The organism is Methylobacterium sp. FW306-05-D (assembly GCF_058782155.1).
The window spans coordinates 41441-66152 of sequence record NZ_JBYSXL010000020.1; the positions used below are offsets into that span (position 1 = coordinate 41441).

A 24712-nucleotide genomic window follows, 5' to 3' on the forward strand; every position below is an offset into this window, starting at 1 on the left:
GCGGCCCATGCCATGAACGGCCCGCCCGGGCTCGCCCCCGGGCCGGCAGAGGACCCTAGGATGCCGTTTCGCGAAGCCTTTCTCGTCGAGGGTGGCGAGACCGGCGCGCTCCTGCGCCAGCACGACTGGTCGGCGACCTCCCTCGGCGCGCCGGCGGGCTGGCCCCAGGCGCTCAAGACCCTCGTGGGCGTGATGCTCGGCTCGCAGCAGCCGATGCTGATCGTCTGGGGGCCGGACTACATCACGCTCTACAACGACGGCTACGCCGCCATGTGCGGCGCGCGGCACCCCGCCGCCCTCGGCGGCTCGTTCCGCGACCTCTGGCACGACATCTGGGACCAGGTGGAGCCGATCCTCGCCCGCGCCTATGCGGGCGAGGCGACGCATATGGACGGCATCGCCTTCATCATGCACCGCAACGGCTACCCGGAGGAGACCTATTTCTCCTTCGGCTACACGCCCGTGCGCGACGAGGCCGGGCGGGTCGCCGGCATGTTCTGCGCCTGTGCCGAGACCACGGGCCGGGTCCGGGCGGAGCGCCGGGCCAGGGCCGAGCACGAGCGCCTCGAGCAGCTCTTCGCCCAGGCGCCGAGCTTCATGGCCGTCCTGCGCGGGCCCGAACACCGCTTCGAGCTCGCCAATCCGGCCTATCGCCGCCTCGTGGGCAACCGGCCGGTGCTCGGCCGGACCGTGGCGGAGGCCCTCCCCGACGCCGTCGCCCAGGGCTATCTCGACCTGCTCGACACCGTCTACCGCACCGGGGAGGCCTTCACCGCGACGGCCTCGAAACTGACCCTGAAGGCCGCCGACGGACCCGAGGTCGAGCTCTATCTCGACTTCGTCTACCAGCCGATCTTCGACGACGACGGCGCCGTCACCGGTATCTTCGTCGATGGCGTCGACGTCACCGACCGGGCGCTGGCCGAGATCGCCCTGCGCCGGAACGAGGCGGAGCTGCGCTTCCTCAATGCCGATCTGGAGCGCCAGGTCATCCTGCGCTCCAACGAGCGCGGCCTGACCTGGCTGGTCAGCCCCGACCTCCTCGGCGTGTTCCACCCGGACGGCTATTTCGAGCGCCTGAACCCGGCCTGGGAGGTGGTGCTCGGCTGGTCCGAATCGGAGATCGCCGGGCGCCCCGTGATCGACCTGATCCACCCGGACGACGTCGAGCGCACGCAGGCGGCGATCCGGACGCTCGCCGGCAGCACGCCCGTCTTCCGTTTCGAGAACCGCTATCGCACCCGCGACGGCGGCTACCGCTGGCTCTCCTGGACCGCGGTGCCGGAGGGCGGGCGCTCCTATTGCAGCGGCCGCGACATCACCGAGGAGAAGGCCCGGGAGGCCGCCCTCGACCAGGCCCAGGAGGCCCTGCGGCAGGCGCAGAAGATGGAGGCGGTGGGCCAGCTCACCGGCGGCGTCGCCCACGACTTCAACAACCTCCTCACGGTCATCAAGTCCTCCACCGATCTCCTCAAGCGGCCGGGGCTCGCCGAGGACCGCCGCCGCCGCTACGTCGACGCGATCTCCGACACGGTGGCGCGGGCGGCCAAGCTCACCGGTCAGCTCCTCGCCTTCGCCCGGCGCCAGGCCCTGAAACCCGAGACCTTCAACGTCGGCACCGGCGTCGCCGCGATCAGCGAGATGGTCGGGACCCTGACGGGCGCCCGCATCGCCATCGTGGTCGAGGTCCCCGAGACGCCCTGCTACGTGCATGCCGACCCGAGCCAGTTCGACACCGCGCTGGTGAACATGGCGGTCAACGCGCGCGACGCCATGGACGGCCAGGGCCGGCTGACGATCCGGGTCGGCACCGTCGAGGGCATCCCGCCCCTCGACATCCGGGCCGGCGCCTTCGTGGCCGTGTCGCTGACCGATACCGGCTCCGGCATCGCGGCGGGCGACCTCCATCGGATCTTCGAGCCGTTCTACACCACCAAGGGCGTCGGCCAGGGCACCGGCCTCGGACTGTCCCAGGTCTTCGGCTTCGCCAAGCAGTCCGGCGGCGAGGTCGTCGTGGAGAGCGCGCCGGGGCACGGCTCGACCTTCACCCTCTACCTGCCGCGGGTCGCGGGCGTGCCGGAGACCGTCGGGCTCCCCGAGGAGGCCGAACCCCTGACCGAGGGGCACGGCACCTGCGTCCTCGTGGTCGAGGACAACCCGGAGGTCGGCCGCTTCGCGACCCAGACCCTGGCCGAGCTCGGCTACCACACGGTCTGGGCGACCTCCGCCGCCGACGCCCTGCGCCAGCTCGAGAAGATCCCGTTCCGCTTCGAGGTGGTGTTCTCCGACATCGTCATGCCGGGCATGAACGGGATCGAGCTCGCCAAGGAGATCGTCCGCCGCCGGCCCGACCTGCCGGTGGTGCTGGCCAGCGGCTACAGCCACGTCCTGGCCGAGGAAGGCGCGCACGGCTTCGAGCTGCTGCACAAGCCCTACTCGGTCGAGCAGCTCTCACGGGTGTTGCGGAAGGCGGTGGCGCGCAGCCGGCGCGGTCGGCGCGAACGATCCTGACGGCGTCAGGACGCGTCGGGCGCCCCGGACTCGAGGCGGGCGATCAAGCCGGCGAACCGGTCGGAGACCTCGGCTTCGGGCTGCGGCTGGTAGGCGGCCTGCAGGCCGCCGGCGAGGCAGGCCACCAAGAAGTGCGACCGCGCTCCGCGGGCCCGGACGCGGCGGACCGCCGGCTCCCGGTCCGGCGTGACGGCCGGGCCGGTCGGCGGCGATCGAGGCGACTTGTCCATGCGCGAGCTTCCCGTGCGCCGAGCGGCACCTATCAGGCGGTAACCTGGCGCGCCGCGGGACCGGGTGGCAAGCCGGCGGCCCGGCCCGCGGCGCAGTTTCCAGCGTCCTGTGGCGGGCCCGACACGATGGCACGGGTGATCTCGCCGGGATCGGCGAAGACGTGCGCCGGCCCCCGGGCGGCCAGGGCGTCGGCGCGGGTATAGCCCCAGGCCACGGCTCCGAAGGCGCAGCCCACCTCGGAGGCGGCCTGGTGGTCGCGGATCTCGTCGCCGACATAGAGCGCGTCGCACGGGGCGACCCCGGCATCGCGGATCAGGGCGCGCAGGCGCCGCGCCTTGCCGAACAGCGTGGCGCCGCCGGCATAGTGCGTGAAGCGCCGGGCCTCCTTCCGCAGCGCCCGCCGGATCGTCGCCTCGCGGTTCGAGCTGGCGATGCCGAGCCGCAGACCCGCCCCGTCGAGGTCGGCCAGCAGGTCCGGCACCCCGGGGAACAGCCGGATCGCGGCGATGTCGCGGGCGGCGAGCCGGTGCATGTGGCGGGTGATCAGCGGCAGCTTCCAGGCCGGAATGCCGAGATGCCGGACGATGCCCCGCGCATCCATGCCGCGCAGGGTCTCGGTCTCGTGCGCGGCGATGCGGGCGAAGCCGTAGCGGTCGGCCACCCCGTTGATGACCCCGGCGAACCAGGGAAAGCTGTCCGCCAGGGTCCCGTCGAAATCGAAGACGACGAGGCGGTAGGGGCGCCCGCTCACGACTCGAGATTGTCCACCGGCACCACGAGGCGCATCACGAGGCCGGTCGGGGCCCAGTCCTGCTCCAGGGTGCCGTCGAGCTGCCCGACGACGCTGCGCTGCGCCAGGACCGTGCCGAAGCCCTGCCGCGACGGCGGACCGATGACCGTCGGGCCGCCGCTCTCCGCCCAGGTCAGGATGTAGAAGGCCCCCTCGCGCCGGCCGGTGAGACGGACGCCGCCGGTCTCGGTCGACAGGCCCCCGTACTTCATCGCGTTGGTGGCCTGCTCGTGCATGATGAGGGCCAGCGCGGTGGCGGCGCGCTCGCCCACGGCCACGTCGTCGCCGTCGACGACGATCCGCTCCCGCCCATCCTGCACGTAGGCCGCCATGATCAGCCGCATCAGGCCGAACAGGGTCTGGCCCTTCACCGCGGGGGCGCTGGCGGGGGAGTGGGGCCGAACGTATTCGTGGGCCTGGGCCAGGGCGCCGAGGCGCTCGCGGAAGGCCGAGACGAAGGGCCGGGCGGCCGGGTCGGTGCGGGCCGAGAGCCCGGCGATGCCGCCCACCACCGCGAAGATGTTCTTGATCCGGTGCGACAGCTCCTTGATCAGGAGGTCCTGCGCCTCCTCCGCGCGCTTGCGCTCGCGCAGGTCGCGGGTGACGGTGGCGTAGCCGACGAAGCGGCCCGCATCGTCGCGCACCGGGAAGATGTTGTAGAGGACCGCGATCCCCTCCCCCGTGCCGAAGTGCCGGAAGGCGAGCTCGCCCTCCCACCAGCCCTGCCGTTCGACGGCGGGCAGGACCGTGCCGGTGACCAGCGCCTGGCTCTCGGGCATGAAGTAGTCGAGGAGCTGGGTCCCGGCCACGGCGTTGACGTCGGGCAGCCCGACGAGGCGCCGCCCGGCCTCGTTGATGTGCTGGACCGATCCCTCGCGGTCGGCGATGCCGATGAAGTCCTGTGACTGCTCGACGATGGCCGCGAGCTTGCGCGCCTCGGCCTCCGCCCGCTTCAGGTCCTCGATGTCGGTGCAGGTCCCGAACCATCGCTCGATCCGCCCCTCGGCATCGTAGAGCGGCATCGCCCGGCCGAGGGTCCAGCGATAGGCTCCGGAATGGTGGCGCAGGCGGTACTCCACCTCGTAGGGCTCGCCCGTAGCCAGGCTGTGGCGCCAGCGCGTCCAGGCCCGCTCCTGGTCATCGGGATGGAACATCCCGTTCCAGGCTTCGCCGTCCGTCGAGCCGGGCGGCATCCCGGTGAATTCGTACCAGCGGTCGTTGTAGAAGTCGTGGTAGCCGTCGGGCTGCGTGGTCCAGACCATCTGCGGCATCGCGCCGGTCATCACCCGGAAGCGGCGCTCGCTCGCCTCGAGCTCCGCCTCGCGGGCATCGACCTCGCGGCGCGTCCGGGTCAGCTCGATCAGCGTGGCGGCCTGGCGGGCCAGGGCCTCCAGCGCCTCGGCCTGGACCGGGGTGATCCCGTCCGGGCGCGCGACCCGATCGAGGACGCACACCGTGCCGAGGGGCAAGCCGGCGCGGGAGTGGATGACGGCGCCGGCGTAGAAGCGCAGCTGGCGCTCGCCGCTCACGAGGGGATTGTCCCGGGTGCGCGGGTCTGCGGTCAGGTCCGGGATGACGAGGAGCGACCCCGCCTCGAGGGCGTGCGCGCAGATCGACATCCGCCGCGGCGTCTCGGGCAGGTCGACGCCGGTGCGGCCCTTGAACCATTGCCGGTCCGCCTCCACGAGGCTCACCAGGGCGATGGGCGCGCCGCAGACCAGGGTCGCGATGCGGGTCAGGTCGTCGTAGGCGGTCTCGCGCCCGGCCGCCGTCAGATCGAGGCTGGCGAGCTCCGCCAGCCGATCGGACTCGGTCCATCCGGTCGGCGCGGCTGAGCAGGCATCGGTCGAAGGCAAGCGCGGTTATCCCCGTCGATGGCAACACATAGGGTGTCTCCCCTCCGAGCGATAGCGCCTGCCGCTACTGAGGCGTCCGGGACCGTTCCGCGATCGACCGGGCCCTCCGCCGGTGGAGGGGCCGTCCCGGGGTCGGAGACGACCCGGACGGCCCCGACCCGGTCGGCCGCTCAGGCGGCCCGGGCCGCATCCCGGGTCGGATAGTCGACGTAGCCCTCCGGACCCTGGCTGTACCAGGTCTTCGCCTCGTCCTTGTTCAGGGGCGCGCCCGCGAACAGCCGCTCGGGCAGGTCGGGATTGGCGATGAAGGGACGCCCGAAGGCGATGGCGTCGGCCTGGCCCGCGTCGAGGGCCGCCTGCGCGCGGGGGCCGTCGTAATCCGAGTTCAGGATCAGGGGGCCGTCGAAGGCCGCCTTCATCGTCGGCGCGACGGGGGCGTGGTTGGCCGTGCCGAAGGTGCCGTTAGGCCCCGGCTCGCGCAGCTCCAGGAAGGCGATGCCGATCTTCGACAACGCGGCGGCCGCCGCGCCGAACAGGGCCTCGGGGTTCGAATCGTCCACGCCCTGGATGGCGCCGTTGGGCGAGAGGCGCACGCCGGTGCGGTCCTTGCCGACGGCCTCGGCCACCGTCTGCGTCACCTCGGTGAGCAGGCGGATGCGGTTCTCGATGGAGCCGCCATAGGCGTCGGTGCGGAAGTTCGCGCCGTCGCGCAGGAACTGGTCGATGAGGTAGCCGTTCGCCGCATGGATCTGCACGCCGTCGAAGCCGGCCGCGATGGCGTTGCGGGCCGCGCGGTCGTAATCGGCCAGCAGGCGCGGGATCTCGTCGACGGGCAGCGCACGGGCTTCGGCGTAGGGCTTCTTGCCCTCGTAGGTGTGGGCAGCGTCCGGGGCCGTGGTGGCCGAGGACGAGATCGGCTGCCGGCCGCCGAGGAAGTCCGGATGAACGATGCGGCCCATGTGCCAGAGCTGGCAGACGATCTTGCCGCCCGCCTCGTGCACGGCCCGGACGACCGGCTTCCAGGCCTCGACCTGCGCGTCGGACCAGATGCCCGGGGCGAAGGGCCAGCCCAGGCCTTCCTGCGAGATTCCGGTCGCTTCCGTCAGGATCAGTCCGGCGCTGGCGCGCTGGCGATAATACTCCACCATGATCGGCGTCGGCACGTGCGTGCGGGAGGCGCGGCCGCGGGTCAGCGGCGCCATGAAGACGCGGTTCTTGGCGTCGATCGCGCCGATGCGGATCGGATCGGAGAGGGAGGGCATGCGGGCAGTCTCACGTTGTTTCAAGGACAAACGGAATGGACGAGCGACGGCGCGCGGCCTCCGCCGCGTCTGCCGATAACCTCATGTGGTTGTCGTCCCCGGCACGGCCAGACGGAACCGCCACCCCGGACGGCAACCTTGTGCGCCGGCGCACGCCCCGCACCGTCACGCGGAACCCCCGGGGCAGATCCGCCACGGCCGCGAACCCCTCGCATCGCCGGGCCGGCCTTCGGCGCGGGTCGGGTTCCTCCCGCACGGGCCCGGCCGGCAAATCCGGGGTGACGCGCGCCCGCTACTCGGCTATCGCTCTATCCACCGCTGCCGCAGCGGAGGGCCTGTAGCTCAATGGTTAGAGCCGACCGCTCATAACGGTCTGGTTGCAGGTTCGAGTCCTGCCGGGCCCACCAATAACCTCAAAGGCTTAGGCGACATTCCGTCGGGCGCGCCGGCTGCGCCCACGGGAGTGCCCACCTTTTGGTGCTTCTTCCGGTTCCGCACGCTTGTCCGTCGTGTAACGCGCTGGATCAGATGGCAGATGCGGGATCATCTGGGATGGGGTGGGATTTTGCGGTTCTTCGCTTGTTGGAACAGGGATTTAGGCCATTCCGAGGGGTGACCCCGGCCTTCGGCGGCGCGCAAGATCAAATGGCAGAACGGGTCTGATACCCGATCCCGGTGCGCAGGATCACGCGTCTCTTTTCTCGGCCCCATCGGCCCATCTGTTGTCACCGTCCGCTTGCGCCATTTCGCGACTGTCTTCGGGTTCAGGCCATACTGGGCGGCAAGGGAGCGGCTACTTTCTTTCGACGCTTGGAGCCCGGCTCGAATACGCGGCGTCGTGCGGGCGCTGCCGTGAAGAAGTCCTGCCATAGTGCATCCTGCGCCTGACGCCCCAGCGCCAATAAGGCACCACCACACCACGGGACTGCACACCTGGGAGGGTCTGCATCCGGGATTCGATTCGGAGTTACCTCGTGCGTTCGGACGCCCAGCTGTCCGTTCCGCACGGCCGGTGAGTTTGATGGACCGCCTCTGTGTGCGGAGAAAGATTTGTCCACGCGGGCCGCAACGGCCGGTGTTGGTCAGTGTGCCTTGGCCGAGCCGGCGGACCCGGCCAAGATAGTCACTCCGCCCTCGGGATCTTCACGATGACCCGGCCGAGCCGGCCGGCCCGCTCGGCGTGGCGGTGCGCCGCTGCGATGTCCGACAGCGGGAACACGGCATCGACCGGGACGAGGAAACGTCCGTCCGCGCCGTCGCGCAACAGGTCCTCGATCAGTCGGCGCGTTCCGGGGTCGGCCATGACGGCGCCCATGAAGCAGCCGGTCACCGTCAGGCGATGGGCCAGGAGATGGCCCGCGTCGATGGGGGTGTTGAACCCGCCGATCACCCCAACCATCACCGCCCGGCCGCCGTCCGCCAGCGCCAGAAGCCCGTCCGTGAGGACGCCGCCGCCGACGGTGTCGATGAGGAGGTCGACGCCGCGTCCGCCCGTCAGGGCGCGGACCTGCGCGCTCGCCGGCCGGTCCCCGGTCACGACCGCGTCGGCCAACCCGAGGGCTTTCACCCCATCGAGGGCGGCGCGGCTTCGCGCGGCTCCGATGACCCTCGCACCCAACGCGGCGGCGCGCTGAACGGCGGCCGTGCCGACACCACCGGTCGCGCCGGTGACGAGCACCGTATCCCCGGCACTCAGCCGGCCGAGGTCGAGCGCCAGCGCGGCCGTCCCTGGCCCGCACGGGATCGCCGCCGCGACACCCATGTCGAGGCCGTCGGGGACGGCGAAGGTCGTCGCCGCCGGGGCGACGCGCAACTCGGCGTGCGACCCGGCGAAGGCGAAGGTCGTCACCCGCTGACCGATCCTGAACCCCTCTACCGCGCTGCCGAGCTCGAGGATTGTCCCGGCGGCGGCATAGCCGAGGACGCGGGGATTGAGCGTCCGACCGTCGCGTCGATCCGCGAGATCGCCGCCTTCGACGCTGATCGCCTCGACCCGAATGAGGACGTCCCCCTCACCCGGGCGGGGATCGGGCAGTTTCGCGAGGCGGAAGGTCTCGGGGCCGCCGCCCGCGTCGACCACCGCGGCCCTCACGCTCCGGCTCCCGCTGCGCGACGCTGGTCGGGCGGCCCGCAGATCAGGGTCACGGCGACCTGCGCGATGCCGGCCAACGCCTCGCGCCCGCTGCCGGTCCGTGCTCGCACCGCCAACGTCTGCAGCATCGCCGAGGCCACCGCCGCAGCCGAAGCGGGATCGACCCCGACGGTCAGTTCGCCGCTCGACCGCTCGAAGCGCTCTCGGAAGACACGGTCGACGTCCTCGACATAGCCTGCCGCGACCGCACGGGTGTCCGGGTCGCGCAAGGCCTCGGTCACGGCCGTGCAGACGACGAAGCATCCCCGTGCACCCATGTCGCCGGCCAGCGTGCTGGCCGCCGCCTCGACGAGGAAATCGTACAGGGCTTCGCGCAACGGCGCGTCGCCGTCGAGGCGCTGTCGGATGCCTTCGACCGACCAGGTCCGGTTCTCCTCGAGCGCGCGCAGGTAGAGCGCGTGCTTGTCGCCGAAGGCGGCATAGAGGCTCGGTCGGTTCAGCCCCGTCGCCGCGGCGAGGTCGTCGAGCGACGTCGCGGCGTAGCCGTAGTTCCAGAACACGTCGCGCGCCCGTTCCAGGACCTCGGCCTCGTCGAACTTCCTCGGCCGGCCCCGGGGTCTCGCGACCGCGTCTCCTCTTTTCTGTACCATCTCGCATAAAATCCTTGACGGCAGTTTCTATGCGGGATAGTACATAAATCGCGGTACGAAGTCACCAGGGAAAACCCCGGTCCCCCGCGGTCCCTCCGCCAGCCACTCGGCGGAGCGGGTGAATGTCTCAATCCGATTGGAACTGGAAATGAAGCACTATCCGATCTTCGAGAACCGCTACGACGACATCCAGGTCGATGGCAGCACCGTCTTCAAGCTGCACACGGTCATGCTCGGCGAGAGTTCGCTCTCGCCTTACGTGCAGACCCTGTCTCCCTACGGCGCGCGGCTGCAGGCGTATTTCCGCCTCTTCAATGTCCCGCACGAGGTCGTCGCCGAGCCGGTTCCGGACGTCGGCCCGCGCGGCAAGGTGCCGTTCGTCAGCGTCGGCGACACGCGGATCGCCGATTCCGGCCTCGTCATCGATTACCTGAAGCGCACCGTGGGCGACCCCGACGCGAATCTCTCCCCGGCTCAGAAGGCGCTGGGCCAGATGGTCCAGGGCACGCTGGAGGATCACCTCTACTGGGTCATCATCTACTACGAGTTCTTCGACGAGAATGGCTGGGACTTCATCCTGAAGGCGATGGTCGGCGATCCGTCCGCGCTGCCGGTCGAGATCCAGGACGCGCTCGCCGCGCGCCGCGAGGACTTCCGCAAGCGCTGCTACGACCAGGGCATCGCGCGCTTCACGCCCGCCGAGATCGTCGAGAAGGCGAAGCGGGATCTCCAGGCGATCGACGTCCTCATCGGCGACAAGCGCTTCCTGCTCGGTGACGACCGCCCCACCTCCTACGACGCCACGGTGTTCGGCTTCACCCAGGCGTTCTTCCAGGCGCGCGGCATGCACCCGGAGATCACCGACTTCGCCCGCACGCTGCCGAACCTCGGCCGCTTCATCCGGACCGTTACGACCACCTGGTATCCCGAACTGAAGCTGGCCTTCGAGCCCGCCTAGAGCGCTTTCCGACGAAATGGATGCCGGTTCGTCGAAAGAAAGCGCAGCACAACTAAGGCTTGGAGATGTGCCCCGACCCAACGTGGTCGGGCGCAGCTCCAGCCATCTCGCATGCCTCGTCCGGCCGATGGGGGGCACGGCTCCCGTCGGCCGGGCCTTCCCGCCCCAGAGACCCCGACATCCCTGCGACGCGCGCCGGCGGCACTGCCGCCGCTCGCCTCGCCAAGGAGCAGCCGATGGCCCATCCGCACCCCGTCACCCATCACAGCGCCCATGTGAACGGCATCCGCATCCGCTTCGCGCGCGCGGGCGAGGGGCCGCCCTTGGTCCTGCTGCACGGCTTCCCCCAGAGCTCGCGCACCTGGCGCCACGTCATCCCGTCCCTCGCCTCCGACTATACGGTCATCGCGCCCGACCTGCGCGGGTTCGGTGACTCCGACCGGCCCCTCACGGGCTACGACAAGCGCACCGTCGCGCAGGACGTGTCCGACCTCGTGCGCCATCTCGGCTTCGACGAGATCAACCTGGTCGGTCACGACGTCGGGATGCTGGTGGCCTACGACTATGCGGCCCGGAACCCCGGCAAGGTCCGCCGGCTCGCGGTGCTGGAGAGCGTCTTGCCCGGCTTCGGACTGGAGGCGGTGATGGACGTGGGCAAGTTCCCGCACGTCTGGCACGTGCCGTTCTTCTCCATCCCCGATGTCGCCGAGACCCTGATCGCCGGGCGCGAACGCGCGTTCTTCACCGACTTCATCCGCAAGTTCAGCTACGATCCCGATGCCGTCGGCGAGGACGACATCGCCTTCTACGTGGATCGCCTGAAAGCGCCCGGTGGCCTGCGGGCCGCGTTCGCACATTACCGGACGTTCCCGCTCGACGCCGCGAACAACACGGAGAACGCCCGCGTCAGGCTGACCATGCCGGTGCTGGCCCTCGGCGCCGAGTTCAGCCTGGGCGAGATGGTCGGGCAGGTGATGCGGCAACTGGCCGACGACGTCACGGCGTCCGTGGTGACGGGGAGCGGTCACTGGATCCCGGAGGAACAGCCGACGAAGCTCGTGGAGATGCTGCGCCCCTTCCTGAGGTGACCGCCGACGGACGGATCTGCGTGGGGCTGGTTCACGAGCCCGATGAATTGTTCGTCGGCGACGCGCTCGATCCGGCGGTAACCGCCGTCGACCACGAGCGCATCGTCAGGCCTGCCAGTCGGCGGCCCTACCGGTCGGTCGATCGACGCACGCCTGACCATCGCAGCTCTGCGCGCGGCGATCGAGCGCCGTCGGCCGGCGCCGGGACTGACCCACCACACGGACTGTGGCAATCCTGACGAGGATGCCGTCCTGCAGGAAGTCCGAACCCACCCGCAGGCCGACCGAGGGCTGCACGATGTCATGCACCTCGGATCGCGAGAGGCGGCCGGCCGATCCGGCATTCTGCTCGGCGAACCCCGTCACGGCTCAGGCGGTCCCAGTCGAGGCCGACGCTCGGCTCGGCGTAGGGGGCGCCGATGCGCGTACGGGTCCCGAGCCTGATCGCCGTGTTGACGTCGCCGCCGCCGAAGCTGCCGATGGCGGTGCGCGACAGGTCGCCGAAGCTGAGGCCGCGGCTCGTCCGGTTGTCGGTGTGGGTGTAGGCCGCGACGGCGTCCACGAAGACGGCATCGAATGCGAAGGCGCCGTAGACGGAGCCCTGATAGGCGCCGGCCGAGCTGCGGTTCGGGCTCGCAACGCCGGTGGTCGTGCCGTCGGCATAGCCGAAGCTCACGCCGAGCAGGCCGCCATCGAACTGCTTGTCCGCGCCCACCAGCACGCCGGCCTGGTTGAGATCGAACCCGCTGCGACCGCCGACACGGCCGGGGCCGCCGAGCGCGCGCCCACAGGGATAGTCCCTCCGTCCCCGGCGCGCCGCCGGCGGACGGGATCGCTCCGGTGAGGTCCGCCGCGGCCGTGGCGTTGCCGATGGCCTCGCCCGACAGGGATTGGAGGCCAGCTGCGCGGCCCGCAGCCGTCTCGGTCCGGTCGAGGGCAAAGAACACCGTGTCGAGGTCGCCCTGCGCCTGAAACAGGTAGGAGCGGTTGAGATGTCCGGCGACGGCGCGCTGTTGTCCGTCACCGCCGGTGCCGTGAAGTCGCGGTTGGGCGCTCTCGCGGCCCCGACCTGGAAGCCGACGAGTTGCTTCCGGCCCTCGGGCATCGACCCGATCAGCACGAGCCTGCACGCGGCCTGATCCTCCATCCGGGCCTGGAGGTCGACGCCGTCGGCCCAGACGGAGACGTGGCGGCGCGCCGAGAGGTCGCGTCCCTGCCAGCGGGCATCTTCGTCAGCCCATCTTGCCGTCAGCCGGGCGATGACGGCCGGCGACAGGGTCGGGGCGTCCCGACCCAGCAGGGCGGCCAGCGCCTCCTGGAAGTCGTTGGTCGAGATGCCGCGCAGGTACAGGACCGGAAGCAGCGCAGCCAGGATGCGGGTGCGCCGCGCCCACTTCGGCAGGCGCGTCGAGGGGAACCGGACCCGATCAGCAGGTCCTGCCCCACCGCGATCCCGGACGCGGACCCGCGCCACCGGGCCGATGCCGGTCTGGATCGCCCGCTCCGGCCCGTGTCCGTGCCGCACCAGCCGCGCGCATCCGTCCGGCCGCCGCAGATCCTGCAGTGCACTCAGAAAGGCGTCCGCCTCCAGCGCCACGGCTTGGGCAAACAGGCGCCGGGCCCCGGCCCGCAGCACCTCGGTCAGGGGGGCGTCGATGGCCTCGGACTGACGAAGCCGGACGATGTTGATCGGCGTCTCCATGGCGTCTCGCTCTCGCCGAGAGGTTCTGGCTGGCTCGACACCCGCCTCGATACGCCGCCTTCAATCCACCGTCGTCACCCGGTTTCCCGCATAGCTCCTTGATCGCCAGCGCACGAACCGATGGTTGCGCGTCTTCCTCTGACCGCAGAAAACGAGCGTTAATCATGTCAGAGATAAATGACATGCTAGACACGTCAACGACTCGCGAAAGAAAATTAGTATTAATTATGGCAAAGCTAAATTGCAATCTAGGCATAGCAACGAACCGTGTGAGATGGCGACTATGATTGGAACGATGCGCCGATGGCGTTCGGCACGCATGCGCAAGTCATCCGATACATCGAAGGTCGGGCTTGACCTTGAGGCCGTCAAATCGACCACACTCGATCACTTCAGTTCACCTATCCTCATTCTGCACAACGGCACGATCGTTTTTGCAAACCCAGCTTGCTGCACCGCGTTCGGCGCCAAGCGGGTCGAGGACATCCTCGGCCACGGGATCATGCAGCGTTTGGCGGACGAGCAGCCCGACGGACTCGCCGTCAAGGAATCCATGGCTGCGTTCAATGCGGCCTACCAAGCGCACGGGTTCGTCCGCCGCATGTGGGCGTTCAAGCGCCTCGATGGAACTTCGCTGACGGTCAGGTCGACCGTCACGGCGATTCCACACCCGACGGAGCGATGCTCTGTCGCGATTGTGGAACATCTCGACACATTCGCGGCCGAGCACGCCCTGCGGCAGAGGGCGGCCCAGGCGCTTGCCGAGGACGGCCTGATCGCAATGGTCGCCTACCGGGTCGCCGACACGGCGCAGGAACTGACCGCCTCCGCCCGGGAGCTGGTGGTCGCGGCCGAGATTGCTGCGACCCGGATCGAGGCCGCGATGGCGTCTGCGGACGAGTCCGCATCCACGGCACTTTCGATCGCGGATTCGACCGATCGCCTGCGCAGCACCGTGGATATGGTCTCCAGCCGGATGGAGGGCAGCCAGTCCCGCACCTCCGATCTCGCCAAGCGCGCCGCCGACATCCAGGCAACGGTTGCCAGCTTAGCCGACGCGGCCGGCCGGATCGGCAATATCATCGACGTCGTCGGCTCGATTTCCAGCCAGACACAGCTCCTCGCGCTGAATGCCACGATCGAAGCGGCGCGGGCCGGGCAGGCGGGCCGCGGCTTTTCCGTGGTGGCCTCGGAGGTCAAGCAACTGGCCGTCGGTTCGGCCACTGCCGCGAAGGAGATCAAACTTCGTGTCGGCGAAATCCAGCAGATCGTCTCGGCGATCGTGGGATCGATTCAAGAGGTTTCCGGCAGCGTCGATGAGCTCTGCGGCGACACGTCGGCCCTGGGGAAGGATCTGGAGATGCAGCGCAACGCGATCGTCAAGATCGACGACGCGGTGAAGATATCAAGCACTGCAGCACAGTCTCTAAACAATGTCATCAATGAGCTGAGTTCCGTTGTTTCCAACAATAAGCGAAACTCGTCTAATATTCTAGAACGAACGTCAAATCTGAGTAATGATTCGTCTCGATTGCGCCAAGAGGTGAAGTCCTATTCTTCTTAGGCCAAATGGATGAATTTGATAATCATGAACTCGATCATCAAAGAGGCGAAGGTTGAGAATCTGACCTCGATCTTCTTGCGTTGTAAAATGACTCGCCTGAAGCGTTTGAGCATTTCGAAAGTGTGCTGGACGTCCGCTTCGATCCCGTAGAGAGCCCTGCGAAAAATGCGGGTCTTTTCCTTGATTCGGCTTTGTAGGGTAAAACTGACCGATATCCTGGACCAGGCCAGGGAAAAGGCTGCTTCATAGCGGCAGCCATGTGTAGCCGGAAGACCAGTTTCGGGAAAGTGACAGCCGAGGGCGGGCGGTCATCAACATCTGCCGCCCTCACATGAGCCTCGGCGGCCTTGCCTCGAACGCCTTCGGTCCGGACCGCCGGGCGGCGGGCCCTGCGTCAGGCGGGGTCGGAGCGTTGCAGGAGCTCGATGCGCACGCCGTCCGGTCCCTCGATGAAGACCACGCGCAGGCCGGGGCGCACGTCGGTGATGCCGGAGACGATCGCGGCATTCCGATGCCCCAGCTCGGCATAGGTCGCCTCGATGTCGTCGACCGCGAGACCGATGTGCTCGATGCCGAGATGCGGAGGCGTCGAGGCCCCCGCGATGTCATCCGGTGCCTGCTCGATGAACAGGGTTAGGCCTCCGAGGTCGAGGGTGACGCGCTGGACCGCCGGCGCCCCGTCCCGCCGGATCTCGCGCGCGCCGAGGACGCTTTCGTAGAACGACGCAGCCGCGACCGCGTCGCGGCTGCGCAGGTGAAGGTGATCGCAGCGACACTGCATCCGTGGTGTCTCCCTGAGCGTGCATCCCGCCGCCGGCGACGGGTGGCTCGTGATCCGGACCGGACCCGCGCCGCCGGACCGTGCTGCCACACCGCGCGGGACGATTCGAGGACGTTCTCGTTTCTCCGGGCGATGGGGCGGGCTCCGGCCGAGCCCATCGCTGCCGGCGCCCGTTCGAGTCGCCGCCGCCTCCAAGCAGGCGGCCGCCAACGTCCACACCGTGGGGGCCGCGGCCGAGCAGCTCGGGAACTCGGTGCAGGAGATCGGCCGCCAGGTCGCGGGCTCCTCCGACCTCGCCCGCACGGCCGTGGGCGAGGCGGACCTGCGCCGGTGGCAGGCATCGCTCCCGGACGCCCCGAGGCACCGGCCCTCCGGGACCTCCCCCGGGTTATTCCGGTACGGATCGAACGCCTCGCAGGGGCCGTCCGGTTCGCCCGCGGCGTCCGATCCTGACCGACGCCGAACACCGGATCGGCCGCGATCAGGACCGGGCGACGGCCATCCGGATGCCCGCGCGCCGGTCGGCGACCATCGAGACCGCCCAGATCGCCAGGCCCCCGAGGGCCAGGGCGACGCCGACCCAGCCGGTCGCGGGCAGACCGAACCCGGCCGTGAGGGCGAGCCCGGCGAGCCAGGGGCCGAGGGCGTTGGCGACGTTGAAGGCGGAGTGGTTGAGGGCGGCGGCCAGGGTCTGCGCGTCCTCGGCCACATCCATCAGGCGGGTCTGCAGGATGGTGGCGAGTCCGCCGCCGCAGCCGATCAGGAAGACGACCGGCCCGAGGGTCCAGAGGCTGCCCGTCGCGTAGGGGTAGAGGGCGAGCGCCACCGCGCTCCAGACCAGGGTCGCGCCGGCCGCCGGCATCAGCGCCCGGTCGGCCGCCCAGGCGCAGGCGAGGTTGCCCAGGGTGAGGCCGAGGCCGAACAGGGCCAGCACCGGCGGGATCGCGCCCGGCGACGCGTGGGTGACCTCCAGCATCGTCGAGGCGAGGTAGGTATAGACCGAGAACAGGCCGCCGAAGCCGATGGCGCCGGTGGCGAGGGTCAGCCAGACCTGGCCGCGCCGCAGGGCGCCGAGCTCCCGCAGGGCGCTGGCCCCCTGCGCCGGCGCGCCCAGCGGCGCGTGCAGCCGCACCAGGATCGCGGTCGCCAGCGCCAGCAGGGCCACGAGGCCGAAGCTCCAGCGCCAGCCCACGAGCTGGCCGATGCCGTTGGCGAGCGGCACGCCCACCACCGTCGCCACGGTGAGGCCGGCGATCACCCGCGAGACCGCCTGCGAGCGCCGCTCGCGCGGGACGAGGGACGCCGCGACCAGGGCCGCCACGCCGAAATAGGCCCCGTGCGGCAGGCCGGCGAGGAAGCGGAAGGCCAGCATCCAGGGGTAGCTCGGTGCCAGGGCCGAGAGCCCGTTGCCGAGGGCGAACAGCAGCATCAGGCCGACGAGGAGGCTGCGCCGCGCGATCCGGGCGGCCAGCACCGCGATGACGGGCGCACCGACCACGACCCCGAGGGCATAGGCGCTGATGACGTGGCCCGCCGTGGCGGCGTCGATCCCGAGATCGGGCGCGAAGGCCGGCAGCAGGCTCATGGCGGCGAATTCGGTGGTGCCGATCGCGAATCCCCCCGTCGCCAGCGCGACGAGGATCAGGGTCGGGTGCGACGCGGGCGCCGGACGGCCGGGGGTGGCGTCCGCCGCGGCGGCGGCCTCGAGCGGGGCGGTCTCGGGGAGATCGACCAGGCTCATCGGCGGCTCTCCGCGTGACGGCGGTCGAGGCCGTGGGCCGAGGCGGCGCCGGGCCGGCCGGCGCGGATCAGGGTCGGGCCCGGCTCGGGCCGCGTGAGGCTGTCCATGGGTCTCTGAGGTCCGCTGTGAGGAGCCAAGGCCCCGGGCGCGTGCCCGGGGATCGGGCCGCGATCAGTTCTTCGGCACCTTGTCCTTGCCCTTGCCCGGGTTCGAGGTGTTGACGAGGTCGGGCGACGCCTTCGCCCGCAGGGTCTCGCGCTGGGCCTCGGTGTCGATCCGCTTCGCGCGGGTGAACGGCTCCAGCCGCACCGGTCCGCCGGTCTTCAGGGCCTCGACGATGCCCTCCAGCACCCGCACGTCGGCATAGCCCTCCTCGCCGTCGGGCTCGGGGTCGCGGTCGTTCAGGATGCAGTCGGAGAAGTAGCGCAGCTCGCCGCCGAAATGGTCGGTGTTGCGGAAGCTCTCGTGGGTCTTGGTCTCGCCGAGCGTGACCGTGTGCTCCAGGGACTTGCCGTACATGTAGCCGGGATTGACCTCGACGCTGCCCTTCGTGCCCACCACCGCGTAGGTGTCGAGGGTGTTGCCGACATAGGACAGCACGAACTGCGCCAGGCGCTCGCCGGGGAAGCGCAGGGTCACCGCGACGGTGTCGTCGAAATCGCCGAGGCCCGCCTCCGGATGGCGCATGCCGACGGCCGAGACCACCTCGGTGGGCTCCGCCCCGAAGACGTAGCGGGCGGCGTTCACCGGGTAGGGGGCCATGTCGAAGATCGGGCCGGCCTCGACGCCGCTGCGGGCCCGGTGGTTCTCGGGCGAGACCATCTGGGTGAAGGTCGAGGTGAAGGTGAGGAGGTCGCCGAGCTTGCCCGAGCGGATCAGGTCGATCGTCGCGAGGGTCGCGGGCTCGAAGTGCAGGCGGTAGGCCACCATCAGCTTCGCCGAGGAGGCCTTCGCGACCGCGAGGATCTCCCGGCACCTCGCCGTCGAGATCTCGAGCGGCTTCTCCACCAGCACGTGGATGCCCGCCTCCAGGGCCGGGATCGCGAACTCCGCGTGGCGCCAGTTCGGGGTGGCGAGGTAGATCGCGTCGATCGTGCCCGAGGCCAGAAGGTCGCCGAACTGCTCGTAGGTGTAGGAATCCGTGACGCCGTACTGCGCGCCGACGCCCCGCGCCTTCTCGGGGTCGCCGGTGACGAAGGCCACGACCTCGGAATTGCCGGTATGGGCCACGCCCGGCAGCATCGCCTCCTGGGTGATGTCGCCGAGGGCCACGAAGGCGTAGCGGACCTTGCGGCCCGAGGTCAGGCCGAGGGCGGATGCGAGGCTCATGCGGATCTCCGGGGGCACGGGGGAGCGGGTCGGGCGTTCGGCTCGCGGCCGGGAGCCGGGGCCGAGCGGGCTGCGTCCCCGTCAACTGTGCGCTGCAGCGAATGTTGCATAGGGATGCAGTCGGGCGCACATGGATGCCCTGCGCCTCATGCAGGGGCTGGCCGGGAGACTTCACCGTGGTGACCAGGACCCGCCCGCCCTCCTCTATCGCCGTGGCGCGGCTGGCGGGCGTCTCGCAATCGGCGGTGTCGCGGACCTTCACGCCGGGGGGCGTCGTCTCGGCGGCCACCCGCGCCAAGGTCCTGGCGGCCGCCGAGGCCCTGGACTACCGGCCGAACCTGCTGTCGCGCTCGCTGACGACCGGGCGCTCGGGCCTCGTCGCCGTGGCGGTCGGCGGCCTCGCCAACCCGTTCCACGCCATGGCCCTGGAGAGCTTCGCCGCCGGCCTCCAGCGGGCGGGGCGGCAGGTCATGTTGGTGGTCGTCGAGGACGAGTGGGCGCTCGGCTCGGCCGTGGAGGTCCTGGCGGGCTACCGGGTCGACGCGGTGCTCACGTCGCTCTCGGTGAACGCCGCGGACGTGGCCGAGGCCCTGACCCGCTTCTCCGTGCCCATCGTGACGATGAACTCCGCGGTGACCAGCCGCTGGGTCCGGACGGTGGCGGCCGACGACCATGGGGCCGGCGTCGCGATCGCCAGGCACCTGCACGCCCAGGGCGCGCGCCGCTTCGGCTACATCGCGGGCCGGCCGGGCACGCTCGCCCAGGAGCGCCGCGAGGCGGGCTTCCGGCAGGGCCTGGCGGAACTCGGCGTCGCCGATTGCGCCCGGGCGCAGGGCGACCACCACCACGGCGGCGGCTCCGCGGCGGTGCGGGCGCTCTATGCGTCCGGCACGGGGCCGGACGGCCTGTTCTGCCTGAACGACCTCACGGCGATGGGCGCCATCGACGCGCTCCGGGAGGAGTTCGGCCTGCGCTGTCCGGAGGACGTGCTGGTGGCCGGCTACGACAACGTCGCGGCCTCGGCCTGGCCGCCCTATCGCCTGACCACGGTGGATGTCGGCCTCGACCGGGTCGCGGCCGAGGCCTTCGCGCTGATCGAGGCGGAGGAGGGCGGCCCCAGCGAGGTCCTGGTGCGGCCCCGCCTGGTAACGCGCGCCAGCACCCGGTGTTGACCGGGCCGGGTCAGGGCGTCTCCGCCGCGGCCGTCTCCGGGGGCTGGCCGAGGCGGGCGACCTCGGCGGCCAGTTCCTGCAGGCTGGCATCGCCCTTGCGGACCACCCGGTCGACGCCGGCGAGTTCGTTCCGCTCGGCCGGCGAGATGTCCCGGGCGCTGAGCACCACCACGGGGATGTCGGCGCAGCCCGGCAGGGCGCGCAGCCGCAGCAGGAACGAGAAGCCGTCCATGACCGGCATGGTCAGGTCGAGCAGGATGACGGCGGGCCGGGCCTCGTCGACCCGGGCCAGGGCCTCGGCCCCGTCGCCGGCCTCCCGCACCGACCAGCCGTCGCGCTCGAGCACGTGGCGCAGGCGCTCGCGCATCCCCGCATCGTCGTCCACCACCAGCACCCCGCCGGGCTCGGGACCGAGGCGGGTCAGCACGGCCTTCAGGCGCCCCCAATCCACCGGCTTCGGCAGCGCGTCCGCCGCCCCGAGGGAAGCGCTCAGGGCGGCATCGGCCACGAAGCTCACCATCACCACCGGGATGTCGCGGGTCGTCCCATCGGCCTTCAGGGTCGAGAGCACCGTCCAGCCGTCGACCTCCGGCATCATCACGTCGAGCAGGATCACCCGGGGCGCCAGGGTTCGGGCGAGGTCGAGGCCGGTCCGGCCGTCGCCCGCCGTCCGCACCGAGAAGCCCTGCCGGATCAGGAAGCGCGCCAGCAGGTCCCGCTGGCTCGCCTCGTCGTCGACCACCAGCACCAGGCCGCGGCTGCCCGCGGCCTCGTGCTCGGTCTGCGCCTCCGGCGCCTCGGCCTCGGGCGTCTCGACGGCGGGGAGGACGGCCGGAACGGTCAGGGTGAAGGTCGTGCCCTGCCCCTCGACGCTCGCGGGCACGACGTCCCCGCCCATCAGCCCGGCGAAGGCCCGAGTCAGGGCGAGGCCGAGGCCGGTGCCGCCGTACTTGCGCGTCGTCGTCTCGTCGGCCTGGGCGAAGCGCTGGAACAGCCCCGCCACCTGCTCGGGCGACATGCCGATGCCGGTATCGACGACGGCGAAGCTCAACCGGTCCCCGTCCGCGGCGGCGAAGCGGCGGACCCGCAGGGTGATCGTCCCGCCCTCGGTGAACTTGGCGGCGTTGCCCAGCAGGTTGAACAGGCACTGGCGCAGCTTCACCGAATCGGTGCGCGCCGCGCCGAGGTCCGGCGCGAGGTCGAGGACGAGGCGGTTGCCCTTCTTGGCCACCAGCGCCTCGACCGTGGCGGCGGCGTCGCGCGCGAAGGCCTCGACGGCGAACTCCTCGGCGTAGACGTCCATCTTCTCGGCCTCGACCTTCGAGAGGTCGAGCACGTCGTTGATCAGCCCGAGCAGGTGCTGGGCGTTCGCGCGGATCTTGCCGAGGTCGGACAGGAAGCCGTCCTGGCCGAGATCCTCCGCCTCCTCCTCCAGCATCTCGGCATAGCCGATCACCGCCGAGAGCGGGGTGCGCAATTCGTGGCTCATGTTGGCGAGGAAGCGGCTCTTGGCGCGGCTCGCCTCCTCGGCGGCGTCGCGGGCCTCCCGCAGGGCGGCCTCGTAGGCGTGCCGCCCGGTGACGTCCACGTGCACGCCGACCCATTCGCGGATGGTGCCGTCGGCATCGTGCACCGGCACGGCGCGGACCGCGTAGTGGCGCCAGTCCCCGTCCGGGTGGCGCACGCGCTGGTCGACCACGTAGGGCGTGCCGGTCCGCACCGCCGCCTCCCAGACCAGGCGGGCATTCTCCGCGTCGTCCGGGTGCAGCACGCGGGTCCAGCCGCCGCCGCGATAGTCCGCGAAGCTCTGCCCGGTGATCTGCTCCCAGCCGGGCTGCTCCTCCACCAGTTCGCCCGCCGCGTCGGTGTTCCACATCACGCCGTCGACGGCCCGGACGGCGGCGCGGAAGCGCGCCTCGCTGACGTGCAGGCGCCGCTGCACCCGCCCCTGGTCGAGGGAGCCCGCCATCATCGCCAGGAACAGGATCACGACGGTCACGCCCGCCACCGCCAGGGCGAGGTTCTGCGGGCCGGCCGCCGGAACCGCCCCGTGCGCCGCCTGGGCGCCGCCCTCCGTCAGGGTGAAGCTCGCCGCCGCCATGCCGGTGTAGTGCATGCCGGCCACCGCCAGGCCCATGATGCAGGCGGCCACCAGCTTCTGCCAGAGCCGGTTGCGGCGGAAGGCCAGCCAGAGGGCGGCGGTCGCCGCCGAGACCGCGATGGCGATGGAGGCGAGGACGATCGCGGGCGCGTAGGCCATGTCGCCCGGGATCCGCATTGCCGCCATCCCGACATAGTGCATGGCCGCGACGCCGAGGCCCATCAGCGGCCCGGCGACGAGGAGCGACCGCAGCGCGGTGCCCCGGATCGCCACCCAGCCGAAGCCCGCCGCGGTGGTGACGATCGCCACCAGGAGGGACAGGGCCGTGATGCCGAGATCGTAGGCGGCGGGCGCGCCCATCGCGAAGGCCAGCATGCCGACGAAGTGCATCGCCCAGATCCCGCCCCCCATCGCGATCGCCGCGGTCCCCACCCAGACCCAGCGCAGGCGGGGGCCCGCGCCGCGGACGCGCCCGCCGAGGTCGAGCGCCGTGTAGGAGGCGAAGACCGCGATGGCGATCGAGAGGGAGACGAGGGCGGGGTCGTAGCCAGTGTGAACCATGGGAAGTGCCCGTGCGGTGGCGGCGCGCCCCGCCCCTCGAACCCGGCGGACCTGGCACGGCGGCGTCGACCGCGGGGATCGCGGCGGCGGCGGATGAGGGTGGCGGGCCGGCCAGGGAGGCGGCGTACACGCTCTGTAGACCATCCGGGCGCCCCCGCCGCCTTCACGAAGCCGTGGGGCGCGCCCGGAAGCCCGGCCCCAGGCCGACACGCGGCGATTCCGCCGGCTCTTCCACCCGCGGCGATCCCGCCGCCATAGGACAAGCTGTCCGGCTGACGGCCGAACGCCCGGCATGCGATGACGGGGCATGATCCGGGTCATCAAGCACATCATCGTCGAGCCGACGGCGGACCAGCTCCAGCGCCTGAGGCGGATCGAGGCGGCCGTCGCCGCGCGGTTTCCCGACGCCGTCACCGACATCATTCCCGGCCTGCTCGACGACGACCTCGTGGTCGAGGTGCGCCTCCCCCTCGTCCACCTGCTCGACTGGCGCGGCGCCCGGGAGGCCTGGGGCGATTTCAGCCGGATCGGCGGCGACGCCGGCGCTCGGGACGGGACGGGAGCTTGAGGGCCCCGCCGGACCTGTCCCCAGCGCCCCGTTCACGCTTGCGTGATCAGGCCTCACAGGTTCGCGCGGCCGCGGCGCAGCATTCGGCCATCGGGCCGAGGATCATCTTCGACGGGGCCAAGCTGAGCCGAGCAATCGCACCGGCCGGATGGTCCTGCGCCACAAAAACCATACGTTAAGAATTTACTAACAGGCCGCGGCTGCCGCGATTGACAGGGGCAACGAATTGCAACTTTGATGGAAATATCTCGTGGGTCGTCCACGGAGAGGATGGACCACAGACATGAGCTGGCTTTCGCTCCGCAAATTAACCGCAAGTGAAAGCAAGACCACGTCCTCACAGCAGGCCGATGCACTGCCGCGTGCTCCAATACACGACGTGCCGTTTGTCCGGATGGGCGAAGACGTCGAGACGTCCGAGCTTCCACTGGACGGTGAAGAGCTCTCCCTGGATTCTCTTTCGCTGGACTCCCTCGGGCAGCACAACGAGAGCCTGCGGTTCCGCGTCGCCGAGATGTCGGAGCGGCTGGACGACCTGAAGTCGCTCCAGGCGGACTTCTCGGCCCTCCTCGTGCCGATCGTGGCGATCACCGAGGAATTGCCGCGGGCCAAGGTCCGGACGGCGGAGCTCGAGACCCTGCTGGCGATGGAGCAGAGCAGCGCCGGCACGCTCCGGCGCGACCTCGCCGACGCCACCGGCCGGCTCGCCGCGGCCACCAACGACGTGGCGGCCGCCAAGATCCAGCTGCATCACCTGGAGACCAGTCTCCAGGCCCGCGACGCGGCGGCCGAGGAGATCCGGATCGCCCTGCGCGACAAGACCCTCCAGGCCGAGAACCTGGAGCGGCGCCTCTTCGCGGAGACCGAGCAGAGCCGCGCCCTGCAGGGCGAGAGCAAGGCCCTGCGGGTCGAGGCCAAGGCCCTCGACCAGGCGCTGGCCCGCTCGGACAGCGAATTGCAGGACCTGCGCGAGAGCCGGCACGCCCTCGACCGCGACAACCTGCGGCTCCAGAACCTGAGCGAGGCGCAGGCCGCCCAGCTCGCGGAGCTGACCGCCCGGGCGCAGGACTTCGAGGGGCAGGCCGAGGCCGGCCGCGTCGCCCTGCACAATGCCGAGCAGCAGCTGGCGGCCGAGATCGCCGCGGCCCAGAAGGCGGAGGCCCAGTACGAGGCCGAGGTCGCCAACCACCGCACCGAGCGCGCCAGCCTCGCCATGCGGGTGGAGGCGGCGACCAGCCGGCTCGCCAACACCGAGCAGATGCTGTCCCAGCTGCGCACCCAGCTGCGCGAGCGCGACGAGGCGGGCCGCTCGGCCGAGCGCGGGCTCAAGGAGGCCTCGATCGAGCGCGTCACCCTGGAGCGCCGGCTGGAGAGCGCCCAGGTCGACCTCGCCCGGCAGAACGAGCGCTTCCTGGAGATGCAGCGCACCCGCTCGGAATTCGAGCATCGCTGCGAGATGCTGACCAAGGCGATGGCGGCCAAGGACGCCGCCCTGGAGCAGGCGCTGGGCCGGGTCTCCAGCCTGTCCGACCGCATCGACCACTTGGTCCACCGCCAGGAGGTGGAGCGCGCCGATTTCGAGACGGTGAACCACCGGCTGATCGAGGAGCTCCAGCACGAGCGCTCGGAGCGCAAGCTCGCGCAGGGCGCCCTCGACATCGCCCGCGAGAGCCGGGTCTCGCTGCAGAAGCAGCACGAGGCCCTGCGCCGCTCGGCCCGCAGCTTCGCCGCGGACGAGGCGGCCCGGGCCGAGGC

At 70.9% G+C, this 24712-nt stretch carries 19 protein-coding genes, 1 tRNA gene and 3 pseudogenes; 9 read left to right on the forward strand and 14 right to left on the reverse strand.

Going from position 1 to position 24712, the window contains the following annotated elements:
• Positions 1-60: 60 nt before the first annotated feature.
• The gene (locus tag AC3WLN_RS09725; protein WP_492480801.1) at positions 61-2511 is read left to right on the forward strand and encodes a PAS domain-containing protein; all 2451 of its coding nucleotides are present in this window, start codon (positions 61-63) and stop codon (positions 2509-2511) included.
• Positions 2512-2516: 5 nt separating this feature from the next.
• On the opposite strand, the gene AC3WLN_RS09730 is transcribed toward AC3WLN_RS09725, so the two are convergent.
• The 4 genes from AC3WLN_RS09730 to AC3WLN_RS09745 form a co-directional block, all read right to left on the reverse strand.
• On the reverse strand, positions 2517-2741 hold the full coding sequence (locus AC3WLN_RS09730; RefSeq protein ID WP_492480802.1) for a hypothetical protein: 225 nt from the start codon (positions 2739-2741) through the stop codon (positions 2517-2519).
• 32 nt (positions 2742-2773) lie between these two features.
• Positions 2774-3493, reverse strand: coding sequence for an HAD-IA family hydrolase (locus AC3WLN_RS09735; RefSeq protein ID WP_492480803.1), 720 nt, complete (start codon positions 3491-3493; stop codon positions 2774-2776).
• Positions 3490-5388, reverse strand: a complete 1899-nt coding sequence (locus AC3WLN_RS09740) for a PAS domain S-box protein (protein WP_492480804.1) — start codon at positions 5386-5388, stop codon at positions 3490-3492. Before AC3WLN_RS09740 ends, AC3WLN_RS09735 begins: the two co-directional genes overlap by 4 nt.
• A 170-nt stretch (positions 5389-5558) precedes the next feature.
• Positions 5559-6650, reverse strand: coding sequence for an alkene reductase (locus AC3WLN_RS09745; protein ID WP_492480805.1), 1092 nt, complete (start codon positions 6648-6650; stop codon positions 5559-5561).
• 331 nt (positions 6651-6981) lie between these two features.
• On the opposite strand from AC3WLN_RS09745, the gene AC3WLN_RS09750 reads away from it, so the two are divergent.
• Positions 6982-7057 (forward strand) — tRNA-Ile (locus AC3WLN_RS09750).
• Positions 7058-7346: 289 nt separating this feature from the next.
• Here the strand turns inward: AC3WLN_RS09750 and AC3WLN_RS09755 are convergent.
• The 3 genes and pseudogenes from AC3WLN_RS09755 to AC3WLN_RS09765 form a co-directional block, all read right to left on the reverse strand.
• A pseudogene (locus tag AC3WLN_RS09755) lies at positions 7347-7520 on the reverse strand (IS481 family transposase); the annotation flags it as partial.
• Between the two features lie 253 nt (positions 7521-7773).
• Entirely contained in the window at positions 7774-8742 is a 969-nt protein-coding gene (locus tag AC3WLN_RS09760; protein ID WP_492480806.1) for a quinone oxidoreductase family protein, read from the reverse strand.
• The gene (locus AC3WLN_RS09765) at positions 8739-9392 is read right to left on the reverse strand and encodes a TetR/AcrR family transcriptional regulator (protein ID WP_492480807.1); all 654 of its coding nucleotides are present in this window, start codon (positions 9390-9392) and stop codon (positions 8739-8741) included. The genes AC3WLN_RS09760 and AC3WLN_RS09765 overlap by 4 nt, the downstream gene beginning before the upstream one ends.
• Before the next feature lie 148 nt (positions 9393-9540).
• Here AC3WLN_RS09765 and AC3WLN_RS09770 point away from each other — a divergent pair, with 148 nt between their 5' ends.
• Positions 9541-10350 carry a glutathione S-transferase family protein gene (locus AC3WLN_RS09770; RefSeq protein ID WP_492480808.1) on the forward strand — a complete coding sequence of 270 codons (810 nt, stop codon included), beginning with the start codon at positions 9541-9543 and terminating at the stop codon, positions 10348-10350.
• 236 nt (positions 10351-10586) lie between these two features.
• Positions 10587-11438, forward strand: coding sequence for an alpha/beta fold hydrolase (locus tag AC3WLN_RS09775; RefSeq protein WP_492480809.1), 852 nt, complete (start codon positions 10587-10589; stop codon positions 11436-11438).
• A gap of 105 nt (positions 11439-11543) precedes the next feature.
• On the opposite strand, the gene AC3WLN_RS09780 is transcribed toward AC3WLN_RS09775, so the two are convergent.
• The 3 genes and pseudogenes from AC3WLN_RS09780 to AC3WLN_RS09790 form a co-directional block, all read right to left on the reverse strand.
• On the reverse strand, positions 11544-11747 hold the full coding sequence (locus AC3WLN_RS09780; protein ID WP_492480810.1) for a hypothetical protein: 204 nt from the start codon (positions 11745-11747) through the stop codon (positions 11544-11546).
• Positions 11740-12462, reverse strand: a complete 723-nt coding sequence (locus tag AC3WLN_RS09785) for an autotransporter outer membrane beta-barrel domain-containing protein (protein WP_492480823.1) — start codon at positions 12460-12462, stop codon at positions 11740-11742. The genes AC3WLN_RS09780 and AC3WLN_RS09785 overlap by 8 nt, the downstream gene beginning before the upstream one ends.
• 39 nt (positions 12463-12501) lie before the next feature.
• Positions 12502-13140, reverse strand: a pseudogene (locus AC3WLN_RS09790) (transposase); the annotation flags it as partial.
• A 319-nt stretch (positions 13141-13459) separates the two neighbouring features.
• Here AC3WLN_RS09790 and AC3WLN_RS09795 point away from each other — a divergent pair.
• Positions 13460-14704, forward strand: a complete 1245-nt coding sequence (locus AC3WLN_RS09795) for a methyl-accepting chemotaxis protein (RefSeq protein ID WP_492480811.1) — start codon at positions 13460-13462, stop codon at positions 14702-14704.
• A gap of 394 nt (positions 14705-15098) precedes the next feature.
• Here AC3WLN_RS09795 and AC3WLN_RS09800 read toward each other — a convergent pair whose 3' ends face one another.
• Positions 15099-15485, reverse strand: a complete 387-nt coding sequence (locus AC3WLN_RS09800; RefSeq protein ID WP_492480812.1) for a VOC family protein — start codon at positions 15483-15485, stop codon at positions 15099-15101.
• Between the two features lie 178 nt (positions 15486-15663).
• Between AC3WLN_RS09800 and AC3WLN_RS09805 the strand changes: the two are divergent.
• Positions 15664-15807 (forward strand): annotated as a pseudogene (locus AC3WLN_RS09805) (methyl-accepting chemotaxis protein); the annotation flags it as partial.
• Between the two features lie 159 nt (positions 15808-15966).
• Here AC3WLN_RS09805 and AC3WLN_RS09810 read toward each other — a convergent pair.
• Together AC3WLN_RS09810 and AC3WLN_RS09815 are read right to left on the reverse strand one after the other, a co-directional pair.
• Complete coding sequence (locus AC3WLN_RS09810) at positions 15967-17226, reverse strand: MFS transporter (RefSeq protein WP_492480813.1); 1260 nt, start codon at positions 17224-17226, stop codon at positions 15967-15969.
• Positions 17227-17397: 171 nt separating this feature from the next.
• Positions 17398-18555 carry a Gfo/Idh/MocA family protein gene (locus AC3WLN_RS09815; RefSeq protein ID WP_492480814.1) on the reverse strand — a complete coding sequence of 386 codons (1158 nt, stop codon included), beginning with the start codon at positions 18553-18555 and terminating at the stop codon, positions 17398-17400.
• Between the two features lie 176 nt (positions 18556-18731).
• Here AC3WLN_RS09815 and AC3WLN_RS09820 point away from each other — a divergent pair, with 176 nt between their 5' ends.
• Positions 18732-19727 carry a LacI family DNA-binding transcriptional regulator gene (locus tag AC3WLN_RS09820; protein WP_492480815.1) on the forward strand — a complete coding sequence of 332 codons (996 nt, stop codon included), beginning with the start codon at positions 18732-18734 and terminating at the stop codon, positions 19725-19727.
• A 10-nt stretch (positions 19728-19737) separates the two neighbouring features.
• On the opposite strand, the gene AC3WLN_RS09825 is transcribed toward AC3WLN_RS09820, so the two are convergent.
• Positions 19738-22389 carry an MHYT domain-containing protein gene (locus AC3WLN_RS09825; RefSeq protein WP_492480816.1) on the reverse strand — a complete coding sequence of 884 codons (2652 nt, stop codon included), beginning with the start codon at positions 22387-22389 and terminating at the stop codon, positions 19738-19740.
• 307 nt (positions 22390-22696) lie between these two features.
• Between AC3WLN_RS09825 and AC3WLN_RS09830 the strand changes: the two genes are divergently transcribed.
• Positions 22697-22957, forward strand: coding sequence for a hypothetical protein (locus tag AC3WLN_RS09830; RefSeq protein WP_492480817.1), 261 nt, complete (start codon positions 22697-22699; stop codon positions 22955-22957).
• A 394-nt stretch (positions 22958-23351) separates the two neighbouring features.
• Positions 23352-24712: chromosome partitioning protein ParA (locus AC3WLN_RS09835; protein ID WP_492480818.1), on the forward strand; the 1361-nt coding region annotated here is incomplete at its 3' end.

Bases quoted from the DNA above. Each gene is read 5' to 3' on its own strand.
- AC3WLN_RS09765 (WP_492480807.1), bottom strand. From the start codon at position 9,392: ATGGTACAGAAAAGAGGAGACGCGGTCGCGAGACCCCGGGGCCGGCCG.
- AC3WLN_RS09810 (WP_492480813.1), bottom strand. From the start codon at position 17,226: ATGAGCCTGGTCGATCTCCCCGAGACCGCCCCGCTCGAGGCCGCCGCC.
- AC3WLN_RS09770 (WP_492480808.1), top strand. From the start codon at position 9,541: ATGAAGCACTATCCGATCTTCGAGAACCGCTACGACGACATCCAGGTC.
- AC3WLN_RS09775 (WP_492480809.1), top strand. From the start codon at position 10,587: ATGGCCCATCCGCACCCCGTCACCCATCACAGCGCCCATGTGAACGGC.
- AC3WLN_RS09725 (WP_492480801.1), top strand. From the start codon at position 61: ATGCCGTTTCGCGAAGCCTTTCTCGTCGAGGGTGGCGAGACCGGCGCG.
- AC3WLN_RS09815 (WP_492480814.1), bottom strand. From the start codon at position 18,555: ATGAGCCTCGCATCCGCCCTCGGCCTGACCTCGGGCCGCAAGGTCCGC.
- AC3WLN_RS09745 (WP_492480805.1), bottom strand. From the start codon at position 6,650: ATGCCCTCCCTCTCCGATCCGATCCGCATCGGCGCGATCGACGCCAAG.
- AC3WLN_RS09830 (WP_492480817.1), top strand. From the start codon at position 22,697: ATGATCCGGGTCATCAAGCACATCATCGTCGAGCCGACGGCGGACCAG.
- AC3WLN_RS09730 (WP_492480802.1), bottom strand. From the start codon at position 2,741: ATGGACAAGTCGCCTCGATCGCCGCCGACCGGCCCGGCCGTCACGCCG.
- AC3WLN_RS09795 (WP_492480811.1), top strand. From the start codon at position 13,460: ATGCGCAAGTCATCCGATACATCGAAGGTCGGGCTTGACCTTGAGGCC.
- AC3WLN_RS09825 (WP_492480816.1), bottom strand. From the start codon at position 22,389: ATGGTTCACACTGGCTACGACCCCGCCCTCGTCTCCCTCTCGATCGCC.
- AC3WLN_RS09800 (WP_492480812.1), bottom strand. From the start codon at position 15,485: ATGCAGTGTCGCTGCGATCACCTTCACCTGCGCAGCCGCGACGCGGTC.